11 protein-coding genes are annotated in these 14979 nt (G+C 54.3%); 6 read left to right on the top strand and 5 right to left on the bottom strand.

The genetic code is table 11. The features are described from left to right. Positions 1–2 precede the first annotated feature (2 nt). The 5 genes from ACYVI1_RS05075 to ACYVI1_RS05095 all read right to left on the bottom strand — a co-directional run bounded on the left by ACYVI1_RS05075 (position 3) and on the right by ACYVI1_RS05095 (position 5192). The gene (locus tag ACYVI1_RS05075; RefSeq protein WP_460907424.1) at positions 3–1202 is read right to left on the bottom strand and encodes a molybdopterin molybdotransferase MoeA; all 1200 of its coding nucleotides are present in this window, start codon (positions 1200–1202) and stop codon (positions 3–5) included. 186 nt (positions 1203–1388) lie between these two features. Then, on the bottom strand, positions 1389–2048 hold the full coding sequence (locus ACYVI1_RS05080; protein ID WP_460907426.1) for a DUF6766 family protein: 660 nt from the start codon (positions 2046–2048) through the stop codon (positions 1389–1391). A gap of 142 nt (positions 2049–2190) precedes the next feature. After that, on the bottom strand, positions 2191–3312 hold the full coding sequence (gene glf / locus ACYVI1_RS05085) for a UDP-galactopyranose mutase (RefSeq protein ID WP_460907428.1): 1122 nt from the start codon (positions 3310–3312) through the stop codon (positions 2191–2193). A gap of 242 nt (positions 3313–3554) precedes the next feature. Further along, positions 3555–4892 carry a family 1 glycosylhydrolase gene (locus tag ACYVI1_RS05090; protein ID WP_460907430.1) on the bottom strand — a complete coding sequence of 446 codons (1338 nt, stop codon included), beginning with the start codon at positions 4890–4892 and terminating at the stop codon, positions 3555–3557. A 156-nt stretch (positions 4893–5048) separates the two neighbouring features. After that, entirely contained in the window at positions 5049–5192 is a 144-nt protein-coding gene (locus ACYVI1_RS05095) for a hypothetical protein (RefSeq protein WP_460907432.1), read from the bottom strand. Between the two features lie 98 nt (positions 5193–5290). Between ACYVI1_RS05095 and ACYVI1_RS05100 the strand changes: the two genes are divergently transcribed. The 6 genes from ACYVI1_RS05100 to ACYVI1_RS05125 all read left to right on the top strand — a co-directional run bounded on the left by ACYVI1_RS05100 (position 5291) and on the right by ACYVI1_RS05125 (position 14968). Beyond that, positions 5291–5899, top strand: a complete 609-nt coding sequence (locus ACYVI1_RS05100; RefSeq protein WP_460907434.1) for a hypothetical protein — start codon at positions 5291–5293, stop codon at positions 5897–5899. 405 nt (positions 5900–6304) lie between these two features. Beyond that, complete coding sequence (locus tag ACYVI1_RS05105) at positions 6305–6952, top strand: response regulator (protein WP_460907436.1); 648 nt, start codon at positions 6305–6307, stop codon at positions 6950–6952. A 30-nt stretch (positions 6953–6982) separates the two neighbouring features. Beyond that, the gene (locus ACYVI1_RS05110; protein WP_460907438.1) at positions 6983–8731 is read left to right on the top strand and encodes a sensor histidine kinase; all 1749 of its coding nucleotides are present in this window, start codon (positions 6983–6985) and stop codon (positions 8729–8731) included. A 92-nt stretch (positions 8732–8823) separates the two neighbouring features. Continuing rightward, entirely contained in the window at positions 8824–12066 is a 3243-nt protein-coding gene (locus ACYVI1_RS05115) for a SusC/RagA family TonB-linked outer membrane protein (protein ID WP_460907440.1), read from the top strand. A gap of 110 nt (positions 12067–12176) precedes the next feature. Then, positions 12177–13745 (top strand): RagB/SusD family nutrient uptake outer membrane protein, encoded by a 1569-nt coding sequence (locus ACYVI1_RS05120; protein WP_460907442.1) that lies wholly within the window; start codon positions 12177–12179, stop codon positions 13743–13745. A 128-nt stretch (positions 13746–13873) separates the two neighbouring features. Next, the gene (locus ACYVI1_RS05125; protein ID WP_460907444.1) at positions 13874–14968 is read left to right on the top strand and encodes an IPT/TIG domain-containing protein; all 1095 of its coding nucleotides are present in this window, start codon (positions 13874–13876) and stop codon (positions 14966–14968) included. Positions 14969–14979 lie beyond the last annotated feature (11 nt).

Below are 14979 nucleotides of genomic sequence, written 5' to 3' on the forward strand. Positions count from 1 at the left end.
CCCTACTGAACAAGCGTCTCCCAGACGGGAAATACGTCGCCTGCGCCAAAAGCCGACTGCCCGGCGGGCAACTCCATAAACGCATCGGCGGCTAACAGATTGGCGAAGTCGGCAGAGCCGGAGCCCGGCAGTGGATGCGCCAGCATTCGCCCGTCGGGTTCGGAGGTGAGTTTCACCGGCAGGAAGTAGGTAAGTGCGGGGTTGAACACAACCGGCGAGGCCAATTGGGCAAAGCGCACCGGCACGGGCGGCAGTCCCAGCGATGTTCGCAGATAAGGCAGCACGTAGCGATAGGCACACAATACTGTCGAGACCGGATTGCCGGGCAGGGCGAAAACGGTCTTTCCGGGTGCCGTACCGAACCAAAGCGGTTTGCCGGGCCGCTGTTCGATTTTATGAAACTGTTTCTGAACGCCTAACCGCGCCAGTACGTCCGGCACAAAATCAGCTTTTCCTGCCGAAACGCCCCCACTTAAAAGCAGGACCTCGTTATGGGTCAGTAGCGGAAGCAGTTCTTGCTGCAGTTCGTTCTCGTCGTCGGCAATGTGGTGCAGGGTGGCCGTAATGCCCAGCGACAGCAGAGCCGCCCGCAGCATGTAGGTATTCGACCGCCGAATCTGGTAGGGCAGGGGCATAGAAGCAACGTCCACCAATTCGTCGCCGGTTGAGATGAGCGCCACGCGGGGCAGGGCAGTAACCGATAGCGTTGCCCGGCCTACCGAAGCCGCGACCGCAATGGCCGACGGACTGAGCAGCGTACCGTTCGGCAGGAGTTCATCGCCCGCCCGGCGGTCAGTAGCGCGGGCATGAACGTTCTGACCCATCGCCACATCGTCAATCGTAATGGTCGCCTGTTCGCTGGCAATTGTCACATCTTCGTAGCGGACAACCGTATCCGTTCCAATGGGTAACATGGCCCCGGTCATCACTTCCAGGCAGGTAGAACCATCGCTCAGCGTTTGCTGGGTCTGCCCGGCAAACTGTTGGCCCCTGATGGGAAACGTTCGCTGCCCGGCTGCGTAGGCTGCAAACTGAATCCCGATGCCGTCCATCGCTATCCGGTCAAACGGCGGGAAATCCCGGTCGGCGCGGACGGCTTCGCGCAGCACACGTCCGCTGGCATCGGTGAGTAGAATCGTTTCGATGGGTAACGTCAGCGGATGCTGTTGGGTAATGGCGAAGGCGTCGGCAACGGAAAGCATAGACGAATGGGCAGTAAATCGGGTCGAATGTACAACTAAACGTGGTGACGGCTACCGATGGCATTGGTATTGGCTTATGCAGGAAGGACAAACTCTCCCGGCATTCTACGACAGGAATCGCTACAGCTAAAGCGTTCCAGTTGGCTGACGAACCCGTGATGGAAATGGTTGTCGGACTGATGGATGTCACTCGCCGGTTTCGTCGTGAGCGGCATCTACCGGCTTGGATTCGGGCGAACCTTTCTGACGCAGGTAGATAGACAAGACCACGATGGAGAGTACCGACAGAAACTCACTCTGCCAGTTTTGGAGCGATTGAAACCAGAATTCACTGGTCCCCATAAATTGCCAAAGTGTGAGCACCTCCGCTTTGCCTTTCAGGGCCTGCTCGGTGTTGTACTGCTTGACGCCCCCAACGGCATGCAGCCAGAAGGAAACGCCAAACAAGAGAAAAAAAGCAAGACTGAGCGAATTCTGGTAGAGTTTCAACACCCAGCCCCCGCGCCGAACGGGCCAGGGAGCGCCCTTCCGTTTGGGCGACGGTTCCCGGTCAACGGCTTCCGGCTCATCCAAACGTTTGGATTCAGACGAGCCTTTCTGATAAAGCGAGACCGTCAGGATGACGTAGAGGCCCATCTGTAGAAACTCACTTTCCCAGTTTTCAAAAACCGATTCAATGCAGTGGCCGCTGGTTAGGTAGCCCGTTAGCGCAAGCGGAGCCTTGCCATAATCGCTTAGTTCATCGTTGAACTCGTGCCACCCAACCAGGAGCTGGCCCATCAAGGTTACAACCGTAATAAAAAGAAATAAGAGAGAAAGCCCGTTCTCGTGCAGAAATTTTTTCATGGAAACGTAGCCAGTTAAACGGTTGGAATAGTGGTTATCTCATGCCATTCTCAGGAAGTTGCTCAACGACTGGTGTCCTACACGCTATAGCTCCGGAATGTAGCCTGCAGGACACCAGTCGTTGAGCAACCCTCACTCACTATCAGCCATTAATCACCTCGTGGAGCGAGTCGGCGCCCATTAATTTCTTATACAGTGTCAGGGCCTGTGCCACTACCTGATCCATGTTGTAGTACCGATACGTACCCAGCCGGCCCACAAAATGAACGCCCGGCTGTTCATCGGCCAACTGTTTGTACTGCCGGTAAAGGGCCGCATTTTCGGGCCGGGGTACGGGGTAGTATGGGTCGCCCTCGTCCTGTGGATATTCGAACGTCAGGCTGGTTTTCGAATGCACCTGGCCCGTCAGTTTTTTGTATTCCGTGATACGGGTATACGCATGGTCGTTGGGGTAGTTGACCACCGAAACGGGCTGGTAATCCGGCATATCCAACGTCTGGTGGTCGAACCGCAGCGACCGGTAGGGCAGTTTGCCGTAACAGAAATCAAAATACTCGTCGACCGGTCCCGTATAGATCAGCTCATTGAACGATAGCTGGTCTTTTACCTGCCTGAAGTCGGTGCTAAGCATCTGGTGGATGTTGGGGTGATTGAGCATTTTCTCGAACATCTTCGTGTAGCCATGAAGCGGCATGTACTGAAACTCGTCCGTGAAGTAGCGGTCGTCCTGGTTGGTGCGGGTGGGAATCCGCGAGGTGACCATCTTATCGAGTTCCGACGGGTCGACGCCCCACTGTTTGCGGGTATAGCCCCGGAAAAATTTCTCGTACAGGTCACGGCCTATCTGGCTAACGACCACATCTTCAGACGTTTGAATGGCATCCACCGGCTCGCCGACAGTTTTGAAATACTCGGCCAGCTCCTCGGATGTGAAGGTGTAGCCGTAGAGTTTATTCACCGTATCGAGGTTGATTGGTATGGGAAGCAGTTGCCCGTCAACCGAGGCCAGCACCCGGTGTTCGTAGGGCCGCCACTCGGTAAACTGCGACAGGTAGGCGAATACATCGGGGGAATTGGTGTGGAAAATATGTGGCCCGTACTGGTGAATCAGAATCCCATCTTCGTTGGGACAGTCATAGGCGTTGCCACCAATATGAGGGCGTTTATCAATAAGTAATACTGTTTTTCCAGCCTGCGTAGCTAAGCGTTCGGCTACGACGCTACCGGCAAAACCGGCTCCAACAATGGCATAATCGTACTGCATAAAAGTTGTTAAATGTTAGTTTACTGAAAAATGGGACTGGTCAACACACAGCTCATCCTGACGAGTAGTTGACCACCAGCCTTACATAACTACAAACCAAACGATAAGTTTGGCAGCATCGGTTTGCTGCCCGATTCGGTGTCAGCGTTCGAGTCGGGCCTGTCGTTTCTGCTGAGCAACTCGTCGGACAGTGCTCGATTCTGTTTTCATAGCGCCTGAGTTTTTGAGAGAAACCTGCGTAGTTAACAGGCAAACAGTCTCTTCGGTGCAACTTCGTTGTCGGATTGCCACCAGCCCCTACCGGCTGGCACCAGCGACGCTACGGGTTTTCCGGCGGTAAGTTCACGGATCATATTGGCCAGCGCGGTCGGTTCGGGCCGTCCACTCCGCACATCGAAGACGCCCGGTTCATAGCAATTTTCCTGACGGGTGAGCAGGCAGTGCCAGTCATAAAGGCCCAGCAACGCCCAGGCGGTCACGGCCCGCACGTCGGCGCCCGCCCGCCTTGCCCATTCGGCCTGCTGCCACACTTCGCCTAACCACCGCATCTGCTCATCGACGGTGCAGCCCAGGTGTGCTTCCGTAACGGCAATTGGCAGGCCATAGCGTTCCCAGGCCTGCAGCAGCAGATTCCCTACGCCAAGCCGCCGGTGCGGAGCCGCCCGCACGATTTCGGTATCAACGTAGCGTTGTTTACTATTGGTGCTGTGCATCCGGCCATCGTCAGCGTGGCTATGCTCATCTAAATAGCGTTCGCTGGTGACGTAATGGTTGATCCCGACAACGTCGGGCGGACATGGGTTTTCGACATGATACCACAACGTGCGCTCGGTGGCACCGGCCCCGCGCAGGTAATTCCACAGGTCATGGTCGGGCGTTACCCGGCCACAGAGCAGATCCCAGGTTAACCACCGCCGGGCATTTTCAAAATCAGCCTGGTAGCGCATACCGGGCGTACTGTGTACGTAGCCCAGATCATCGGTCTGCACCAGGTATGCCTGGGGCTGAACAACCCGGATTTCGGCCATTGCCCGTACCGTTGCCCGTACCTGCCGCAGCAGAATGTCGACAAACTGCTGGTCAGACTGCCCGTGCGGATACCAGAAGCCATATAGACCCGCAAAGCGGGCCGTTGTCAGGGGTTCGTTGACGGGTGTATAGGCCCGTACCCACGGATAGCGTTCGGCTACGCGCCGGGCATAGCGGGGCAGTTCATGCTCGAAGGCCGGGGTATCGAATGGGGCATAACGGGGGCCGCAGCCGTGATGAACTAAACCCACTACGGGCTGGATGCCAAGTTCGCGCAGCCGATTCAACCGCTCATCGGGCCATTGCCAGTTGGGCGCATCGGGATGGTGAGGAGCAGTGCGCTCCCAGAGTACGGGATAGCGCAGGGTCCGAACCCCCAGTTCGGCTACGCGATCAAGATCGGCCAGTCGATCCTGGTGACCACTTCGGCAGACCTGATCCTGATAATCATCACCCACCCGGTTGACGGTGCATTCAATTCCACCCCATAAGGCAAGATTTGCTATCCTGGGCGGTGTTAACATCGCCAGTTTATTTGTTCGGTCACTCATCTAATTATAAAGTTCATGCAATTGGCTACTAAGTCGTTGTTGCCGACCAGCGCCAATTTAGGGGAAGATGTAGACGTCTCCTTAGTAGCCGGATTACGGGATTGATTCAGGTTTACTAACTCCATAGTCGTCATGAGTTCCTGTGGCCGACAGCAATCAATGAGGGAACGGCACCCATTTTCTGAATCCGTTGGAGCCAGCAATCCGTAGATGGACGCCGGTTCGGCGGGTTGCCCGGCTCATTTTACGGGTATAGGCTGCCCAACTGGTTTTGCCGTTGCCCATTTGGTATGTTGCCATTTTCTTACTTAGCCACTGCCAACCAGCTTCTTTAGTCAGAAGTACAGTGTTGGTTAACTTATAAAAAACAACCAGTAACCACTCTTGTTTAATTAAGTATGAAACTCAAGGCTATAGTTGACCAGATTCAACACGAAACGAAGGTGGTTCAGGGCGATGAAGCAAAGGACGTGACCTACACCAGTCGGAACACATTTCCCAATGACGCTGCGGCCACCGAAGCCTTTGCCCGCTCCGTTGCGAAACTGCTGGACGTGAATGGCTGGTCAACGCTATCCCAGTTTACGGCCGATTTCGCCCTGCACGATCAGGCGGGTCATCTCAAACCCCAAGGCCCTGTTCAGGTTGGGGACTACATCAGGGTTGATCTGCCCGGCCCTGTGCCCCAGAACTGGGTGCGGGTCTCTCACTTAGACAGGCAGGAAACGTGGGCGGAGTTTACGGTTCAGCCCAGTGCTGATCCCCAGGACAGCAAGCCTGACGAGATAGCGCATTTTTTTGATCAGGATGCCCGAAGCACCTTTCGGGTAGCGTTAGCGGGCCAAACGATCAGCGCATTTGAGATTGGGCAACAGGAGCGGATCAATAACCAGGAACCGCAGGCAGGGGAGCGGGCGGTCATCAATACGGTCGTTGCCGAAATGGGCTGGCTGTTTTATCAGAAAATCCAGTGGAAACTCCTCACCGATTATTTGGTGCATTTGTAGAGGCTGTCTAACTATTATTGGAAATACGTTCTTGAGACTTTCCCCGTCGCTGTGTCCTCACGGCGACCTGTGCCGGTCCGCCGGTGCGGTCAGCCATTGTTTGGCCTACCGGGGAGGTTGCTGCCTCCGTGGCGCGGTGAGGACACAGCAACGGGGACAATCAATCAATTTTAGAGTTTTAGACGGCCTCTAAACAAATTGGTGTTCGCTCAAGCGTTATGCCCGCCGGGCAGGTCCCCAGTATGTTTGGTAAACCTACTGGGATCCCTCCTTCAGTTCTGAGGCCTTCTCATCCTATATGCACTATAGGGTTTTCCCTAATTTTTGTAAAAATCGGGTTTTCACTATTTCATTGGCGGGTCAATATGTCCTAATTTTGCTAAATAAAGTTCTATTTGTACGGTCATGATACGGGTATTGATTGCAGATGACCATAATGTGTTTGTCGAAGGAATTGATTCACTTATCTCCGGCTCATCGGAGATTAAAGTGGTTCAGCGCTGCTACACCGTGCCCTCGGTGCTGGAGTCGCTGACCCAAACGCCCATTGACGTCATGTTGTTAGATATTTCGTTTCCGCACATCGACGATGGACTCGGCCTTTGTGAGCAGATTGCCCGGGCCTACCCACAAACCAAAGTGATTGCGCTTACCATGCACGACGACGCCAGTCTGATTAAACGGATGGTGAAGAAAGGCGCGAAAGGCTATCTGTTGAAAAATACGACCAAGACCGAACTGCTGCAGGCCATTCGGACGGTGCATCAGGGGAAACAGTATTTCAATGAGGTCATCACGCATATTTTGCTAAATGATGAACCGAGAGCCCGAAAAGCAATGACGGGCGCGGGCCTGAAACCAAACCTGACACCTCGTGAGTCGGAAGTGCTGGCACTTATTGCTCAGGGCCTGACGACCCAGCAAATGGCCACGCAATTGTTTGTCAGTGCCAAAGCGGTTGAGTTCCACCGGAGTAGTTTGCTCATGAAATTTGGCGTTCCCAACACGGCCCTACTGATTAAGACCGCTATGGAAATGCAATGCATTGATTAGCAGAGTGCTCCCTTACAAACCTCCGGTTCGATGAAATCATACGCCCTGTTTTTTCTGCTGTTTGGGTTAAGTAGTCTGCTCCGGCTCAAGGCCGCTAAAGCAGACGCTGTGGCTATCGACAGTGTGAAAAAACAAATCAGGCAGTTGGTTCTCGATAAGAAGTATGGGTCGGCGGCTAAATCGTATGAGCACCTGGGCTGGCTGTATCAACAGCAATACGGCTACAATAAGTACTCGATGGATTCCTATTTCAACGCGTTGAAATACTATAACCTGATGGGCGATTCGCTGGGGTATTACAACCAGCATATACTCATTGGTGATTACTACACCCGTGATGATTTCATGCAGCCCTATGCCGAAAAATACCTCAGAAAGGCGCTTGAGTTTTTTGCCCGAACCCGCAATATGCCCAAAGTCATTGAGTGTCGGCTGGGACTGGCCAACATCGCCCAGAAAAAGGAACCTGTCCCGAAGAGCCTGCTGACGGAGTTGCGCGAAACAGAACGGATGAGCGCGCAGCACAAACAGGCTTTTTCGCAGGCCTACGCCCTGAACCTACTGGCGAATACGTACTCGCGCTTTAAAAAACCGGATTCGGCGCAGTATTTCGCCACGCGGAGTTTGGTGATAGCAGAACGGCTGAAAATCAACTGGTTAATCAGTCTTAATTACTTTTACTTAGGCCTTGTCGAGCAGTTCAGGAACCGGTCGAAAGCCGCTGTAGAAGCGTATGAGAAAAGTTATAAACTGGCTGAGTCCGAAAAAAACGTAGCCATGCTTCGGGAATTATCCCGGCATTCGGCGGATAGCTACTCCCGCATGGGCGATTATAAAAATGCGTACATCGCTTCGTTGAAAACGCTGGATTTTGCGAATCAATTTTACGAGTCCGAACAGACAAAAAGCATCCGGCTGCAGGAACTGGACAGCCAGATTAAAACCCTGGCCGTGGAAAAACAATTAGCCGAGGAACAAAGCCAGAGTCAGCGATTTCTGAATTCGATGCTGGTCGGCATTCTGATTATCAGCATCCTGGGTGTAGCCGCCTTAGTATTTCTGCGACGCCAGCAAAAGCTGATTGGTCGTCAGCAGGCCGTGATTGCCCAGCAGCAAATCCGGCAGTTGGAACTGAAATCACTCCGGGCCATGATTGAAGGACAGGAGAGCGAACGGAGCCGGATTGCCCGCGATTTGCACGATGGACTGGGCATTCAGTTGTCAAGAATCAAGCTGTTCGTTGAGGCCCATCAGGAACTTTTACCCTTGTCCGTGAAGGAACCACTAAACCAGTTTCTGGATGAAGCCTGCACGGAAACACGCCTGATTTCCAACGACCTCCGGCCTTATGCGCTGTCGACCTTTGGGCTGATACCGGCGCTGGAAGATTTGGTGCAGAAACTGAACTTAGTGAACCAGACGAAACTGGTTCTGGAACATTATGGAGAGATGCCGCCCTTGGGCGACGAGGCTTCGGTGATGCTCTACCGGGTTGTGCAGGAGTTACTGAACAACGCCTTCAAACACGCTCATGCCCAAATGATTACGGTGCAGATTATGGCCAATGCGGAGACGCTCTTAATCAGCGTTGACGACGACGGGCAGGGGAGTGATTTTACCGACAAACCGTCGAAGGGCAACGGCATTGCCAACATCAAATCGCGGATTGCGTACCTCGGCGGGCAGGTGATGTGGCAGAGCGAGGCCCAGCGCGGCACCTCGGTCATGATTTCGCTGCCGATGCAAAAATTAAGTAAATCCACTCCCGCCATCGCCTGACATAACCAGCAATTTCATCACCAGCAGGACCCTGACATGCTTATTACTCTATTAGCTCTATTTACCAAGTTCACAATTAATTCTTACTCCTTATGATTAAACATATGCTTTCGGGATTCGTCCTCCTGAGTTGTTGGCTGCCCGGCGTTGCTCAGGAACGAACCGTTACCAGAACCTCCGCCGAAAAAAGTCCGCCGGTTCTGGCTACTGCGAAGGATGCTAAAGCGACTGGAACAACGGCCAATATGAGCGTTCCAGCCGATACAAAGGCACTGATAAAAGGGACGGTATCCGATGAGAAAGGAAACACGCTCCCCGGCGCAACGGTGTCGGTGAAGGGTACGCAGGTGGGAACTACTACGGACGTCAACGGCGCGTTCTCGATTAATATGCCCGCGAACGCGAAAGTACTGGTCATTTCTTTTATCGGGATGAAAACGCAGGAAGTTGTGGTTGGCACCCGTTCTACGCTGAGCATCATCCTGCAATCGGCCGACCATTCACTGGACGAAGTGGTCGTGATTGGGTACGGAACGGCCAAACGCTCCGACGTTACCTCGTCCATTACGACGGTGAAAGCCGCTGATTTGAAAGACATTCCGGCGGCTGGCATCGACCAGTTATTGCAGGGAAAAGCTGCCGGCGTAACGGTCACCAGCAACGGTGGTCAGCCGGGCGGGGGCGTGTCAGTGAAGGTGCGCGGGGTGACGTCCATCAACAGCAACGACCCCTTGTTCGTTATCGACGGGGTTCCGTTTGTGGGGGGTAATACGTCATCGAGTACGGGCTATGCGGGCTTAGGCGGGGGCGATGGGCAGACCGGAAACAGCGTGATGGCCATGCTGAATCCCAACGACATCGAGAGCATCGACGTGCTGAAAGATGCGTCGGCGCAGGCCATTTACGGCTCACAGGCGGCCAACGGGGTGATTCTGATTACCACCAAGAAAGGCAAGCAGGGCGAAGGCAAGATTAACTATGAAATGTACACCGGCGTGTCGGAAGTAGCGAAACGGCTGGACCTGATGGATTTACGGGACTTTGCCCGCTACCAGAACGAAGTCCTGCCGATTATTGGCAACCCGGTAGCCGACGAGTTTAAAAACCCCGACCTCCTGGGCACCGGCACCGACTGGCAGGAAGCCATGTTCCAGCGCGGCACCATCAACAACCATCAGTTGAGTTTTTCGGGTGGTCGCGAAAAAACGACCTACTACCTGTCGCTCAATTATTTCGACAACAAAGGGATTCTGCTGGGTTCCGATTTCAAGCGGTACTCGACCCGCTTCAGCCTTGATAATCAACTGAAAAGCTGGGCAAAAGTTGGCATAAGCGCCAACGTTTCGCGCAGCATTCAGAACGTGTCGCTGGCCGATGCCGCCGAAGGAACCATCTGGTGGGGCGCGTCGACCAGTCCGCTGACGCCCGTGAAAAACATCGACGGGACCTGGGGCGGTGGCCAAACGGTAGGTGGTGTGCAGTATTACGGTTCCAACCTCGTGGGTAACAGTCAGTTCCGGGGCAACACCAAAACCACGAATACCATTTTCGGGAGCCTGTACGCTGAGTTTCAATTGATGAAAGACCTCTCGCTGCGGAATGAACTGTCGTATTCGATAGGTCAGAACAACAACGAGGCTTATCAGAAAGGCGGTAACGTGGGCAGTACGTCCTTCCGCAGCAAACTCATCGACTCCCGGTCGGACAGCTACTACTGGTCGCTGACCAACTACCTGAGTTACAACAAGAACATTAAGAAGCATGGTATTCAGGCAACCCTGGGGCATCAGGCACAGAATTCGTATTACCAGTCGATTTCGGGTACGAAAGTGGATTTGCAGGCCAACATCTTCGACCTCAACACGGGCAGTGCCGACCAGACAACCTGGGGCCTGAGCGGGGGAAAAGGCCAGTGGGCAATGGAATCGTGGTTTGCCCGCGCCAACTACACCTACGATGACCGCTATTCAATTTCGGCCAGTTTCCGCGCCGACGGCTCCTCGAACTTCGGCCCGAACAACCGGTGGGGTTCGTTCCCCGGCGTATCGGTCGGCTGGTCGCTGTCGAACGAGAAGTTTATGAAAGGTGCGATTGCCAATGTGCTTAGCTACGCCAAAGTCCGGGTGGGCTACGGGGCGGTGGGCAATCAGAACTTTCCGGGTGGCGCACCCAACCCGGCCTATGTGGGTGCCGTGCAGTTCTTTTCGGGTCCGGTGGGCTTCGGCTCGTCGAACATGATTAACGGGATTCCGAACCCGAACCTGAAATGGGAATCCGTCAAAACGACCAATGCCGGGGTCGACTTAGGTTTCCTGAATGGCCGCATCGACGCCACGATTGATGTCTACAAGAAAGTGACGTCGGACATGATTATTTTCCTGACCGGCCCCAATCTGATTGGCGTGGGCGACCAGTGGGACGATTTGAAAGCCCCGCTGGGCAATGCCGGGCAGATGACCAACACCGGCGTCGACATCGGCCTGACAACGACCAACATCCGAAAAGGGGACTTTAGCTGGAAGACCAACGCCGTGTTTACCCAGTTCACCAACAGCTACGACCGGGCGGCTTCGGCAGCCTCGGCATTAGACGGCAAAGTGTACTACAACAACTTCCTGATTACGCACACTACGCCGGGCCGACCCGTTGGTTCGTTCTGGGGTTTGGTCACCGATGGGTTGTTCCGCACACAAGCCGACCTGGACGCGAGTTTGCCGCAGTTCGGCTACAAAATCAATCAGACCGAAACCTGGTTGGGGGATGTCCGCTACAAAGACATCAACGGCGACAAAAAAATCGACGCGCAGGACCTGACCTTTATCGGCAGCCCGCTCCCGAAATTTTCCTGGGGGCTGACCAATTCGCTTAGTTTTAAAGGATTCGATTTTTCGCTGTTCCTACAGGGAAGTCAGGGTGCGAAAGCCTACAATTTCCTGCGCTGGCAATTGGAAGGGCTGAGCAACGCCTACACGAACCAGATGCGCTCGGTAACAGACCGCTACACAGAAGCCAACCCGAACGGTGCGCTGCCCAGGTTCACGAACACCAACAAGAACAACACGGCCATGTCGGACCGGTACATCGAAGATGCGTCGTATGCCCGCATCCAGAACATCACGCTCGGTTATCGGGTGCCTGCTAATCTGTTGAGCAAGGTTAAGGTAACGAATCTGCGAATTTACGGGTCGATTCAGAACCTGAAGACGTTCACGAACTACTCGGGCTACGACCCCGAAATCGGGGCCTTCAACAACAGCATCAAGCTCATGAACGTGGACACGGGACACTACCCGAACCCACGGACGTTTACGGTTGGCGCGAATCTGCAATTTTAAAATAGATTGAATGATGGAATGATTGAGTGATTGAATAAAAACTGCGTGTGTCAGCCTATTCAATCATTCAATCATTCAATCACTCAATCATTCGAAATTCTATCATAGCTATGAAACTCAAACCCCTATATGCCCTGATTTTTCCGGCGATGCTGCTGTCTTCCTGCAACGAAGATTTCATTGAGCGACCCTCGCTGTCGGGCACCACGACCGGAAATTACTACAACAATGCGGAGGAAGTCCGGGCCGCTACCAGTACGCTCTACAGCGGGTTGCCCTGGCGCAACTACGAAAGCCGCGCGCAGGATGCCATCGGCGATGTGATGGGCGGCAACATGTTCACCTATACCGATGTCGAGTACCTGAATTTCTCGGTATCGTCGGCATCGGAACGGATTGGAGCCGCCTGGGGGGCGTTCTATAAAATCATCGGCTATGCCAACGTGATGATTAAAACGTTCGAGGAGAAAAAGGCCGCCGGTGGCGATGCCACGTATTTCGACCCCGCCATTGCCGAGTGCCATTTCATTCGCGGAACGCTGTATTTCTACATCGCCCGCACCTGGGGGGCCGCGCCCATCATCACCGACCCCGGCGCAACGGCCCTCTCCGGCAACTTCAACATTCCGCGCTATGTGCAGAAGGATGTGCTTCGCTTTGCGCTGGAGGAGTTAAAACTGGCCGAAGCCGGTTTGCCGGATTCCGACGTGCCGGGGCGCGTGACGAAATATGCCGCCAAAGGCATGATGTCGAAGCTGTATCTGTATACGAAAGACTACGCCAACGCGAAAGCAAAATCGGAAGAAGTCATCAATTCGGGTAAGTACACGCTGGTGAGTGATTACACAGGCATGTTCACCAAAATGAGCCTGAACAACAATGCCGAGTCGCTTTTCTCGATTCAGCACCAGTTTGCTCAGGACCCCTGGGGAACCGGCAACATCAAAAACCCCGACCGGGGCGCGGGTGCCCTCCGCACCGCCGAAGCCGACGCCTGGGAAATGTACGTGCCCTCGCTCGACATCCTGAAAGAGTACGAGTTTGGCGACCTGCGCCGACGCTGGTCGGTGATGGAACATGGCTGGACGAATCCGGCCTGGAAGCCGCAGCGTGCCAATGCACCCAAATACAATGCCTTCATGGTCAACGGATTCAAGTACGACACCCTCCAGCCGACCGCCGATGGGGGCAGCCTAAGCCCAACCCGTGCCAACATCACCAAGTACTTTGCCGGTCCGGGCAAGAGTTTTGGCGGTGAGCCGGTGCTGGGTCAGAACTCCGGCAACAACGTGGTGCTGCTGCGCTACGCCGACATCCTGCTGATTTACGCCGAGGCCACGCTGGCCGGTGCCGCGTCGACCACGGATACCAAAGCCCTGGACGCGCTTAATAAAGTCAGAAACCGGGCGGGTTTATCGCCGAAAACGTCGATTACCAACGAGGATATCCTGCACGAACGCCGGGTGGAATTTGCCTTTGAGGGCGACTACTGGTACGATGTTCAGCGGCAGGGTTTTGCCAAAGCGAAAGCCATCATCGAGAAGCAAAACCGGGGTACGGTGACGGGTGCGACCTACCTCACCAACTTCACCGAGGACAAGATGTTTTTGCCCATCCCAGCCGGTGAGATTGTTCAGGACCCTGAGTTGGGCAAGGACCCGGTGCCGTATTATCAGTAATCCGGGGGCGGTGCCCCTGGTTAGTGATGCAACCCCTACAGGGTTGCGGAATGAGAACGACATATAACGCAACCCTGTAGGGGTTGCATCATTAACCGGGGGTATCGCCCCCGATAATTAGCAAGCCAATGAAAACCAAGAAATTAACTCATATAGCAGGCCTGTCGTTGCTGACGCTGTTGACAGGAATTGTCCTGAGTGCCTGCGAAAAAGATACGGACGGCAGCCCGCAGATTGCCCCCGGCACACCCATTGCCGCCAAACTCATGCCCGACTCGGCTGCGGGCGGAGCCGCCGTTACGCTAATGGGAACCGGTCTGGGCGACATTCGGACAATTGTCTTTGAAAAACAGAATGTACCTGCCAGTTTTCAGACAACCCTGAACACGGAAAACGCCCTGATTTTCCGGATTCCTTCGGAGGCATCGGGCGGCAGGCAGAACATCATTTTTACCAACAGTGCCGGACAATCCGTATCGGTGCCCTTCAAGGTGCTGGCTTATCCGACGGTTAGCGACGTATCGAACTACAACTTCACCAAAGGAACGGTCATCACCATCACCGGCAACAATTTAGACGACGTCACGGCGGTTGCCGTAGCCGATTCGGTAAAGGGCATTTCGGATGCCGCCACCATCGTGTCGAAGGAGAAAAAGCAGTTGGTCATTCAGATGCCAGCCTCCTCGCTGAGCCGGGGCTCGCTGGCTATCACCAACGGCACGGGCCGCATCCGCACCAAACAGGAGTTCGTGAACGTCGATAAAGCGTATAAAATATTCACCGACGCGTATGGCACGGGCTTCCAGGATGGCTCGTGGGGCGATGCCGGGGCCGTTTCGACCAAAGAGTTCCGGTCGGGCACAGCATCAGTCGGCAAGACCTACCAGAAAGGCAACTGGCACCTGATTAATTTTGCCAACTGGTCAGCGTCGGCCCTTGACTATTCACCAGAGTACACCTACGTGACGGGCTGGATTAAGGGCGCATCGGCTGATTATTCGCTTTACCTGACCACCGATGCCAGCAAGGGTGGTTTTGGGGGCACTGACGAAAAGAACCGGATTGACGTGAAAGCCGGTACCTGGACGTATTTCAAGCTCAAACTGTCGGACATCGACTTCTGGTCGTCAGGCAAGACGTTGAAACAGGTTGGCTTCCGCATCAAAGGGCCAGATAAGCAGGACGAAACGTTTTATTTTGATGATATTATGCTGGTGAAGTAGCGGGTTTCCAG

Source organism: Spirosoma areae, assembly GCF_054781775.1.

Excerpts from the sequence above, each read along its gene's own strand:
- ACYVI1_RS05095 (WP_460907432.1), bottom strand. The coding sequence starts at position 5,192 with ATGGCAACATACCAAATGGGCAACGGCAAAACCAGTTGGGCAGCCTAT.
- ACYVI1_RS05090 (WP_460907430.1), bottom strand. The coding sequence starts at position 4,892 with ATGAGTGACCGAACAAATAAACTGGCGATGTTAACACCGCCCAGGATA.
- ACYVI1_RS05100 (WP_460907434.1), top strand. The coding sequence starts at position 5,291 with ATGAAACTCAAGGCTATAGTTGACCAGATTCAACACGAAACGAAGGTG.
- ACYVI1_RS05105 (WP_460907436.1), top strand. The coding sequence starts at position 6,305 with ATGATACGGGTATTGATTGCAGATGACCATAATGTGTTTGTCGAAGGA.
- ACYVI1_RS05110 (WP_460907438.1), top strand. The coding sequence starts at position 6,983 with ATGAAATCATACGCCCTGTTTTTTCTGCTGTTTGGGTTAAGTAGTCTG.
- ACYVI1_RS05115 (WP_460907440.1), top strand. The coding sequence starts at position 8,824 with ATGATTAAACATATGCTTTCGGGATTCGTCCTCCTGAGTTGTTGGCTG.
- ACYVI1_RS05125 (WP_460907444.1), top strand. The coding sequence starts at position 13,874 with ATGAAAACCAAGAAATTAACTCATATAGCAGGCCTGTCGTTGCTGACG.
- glf (WP_460907428.1), bottom strand. The coding sequence starts at position 3,312 with ATGCAGTACGATTATGCCATTGTTGGAGCCGGTTTTGCCGGTAGCGTC.
- ACYVI1_RS05080 (WP_460907426.1), bottom strand. The coding sequence starts at position 2,048 with ATGAAAAAATTTCTGCACGAGAACGGGCTTTCTCTCTTATTTCTTTTT.
- ACYVI1_RS05075 (WP_460907424.1), bottom strand. The coding sequence starts at position 1,202 with ATGCTTTCCGTTGCCGACGCCTTCGCCATTACCCAACAGCATCCGCTG.
- ACYVI1_RS05120 (WP_460907442.1), top strand. The coding sequence starts at position 12,177 with ATGAAACTCAAACCCCTATATGCCCTGATTTTTCCGGCGATGCTGCTG.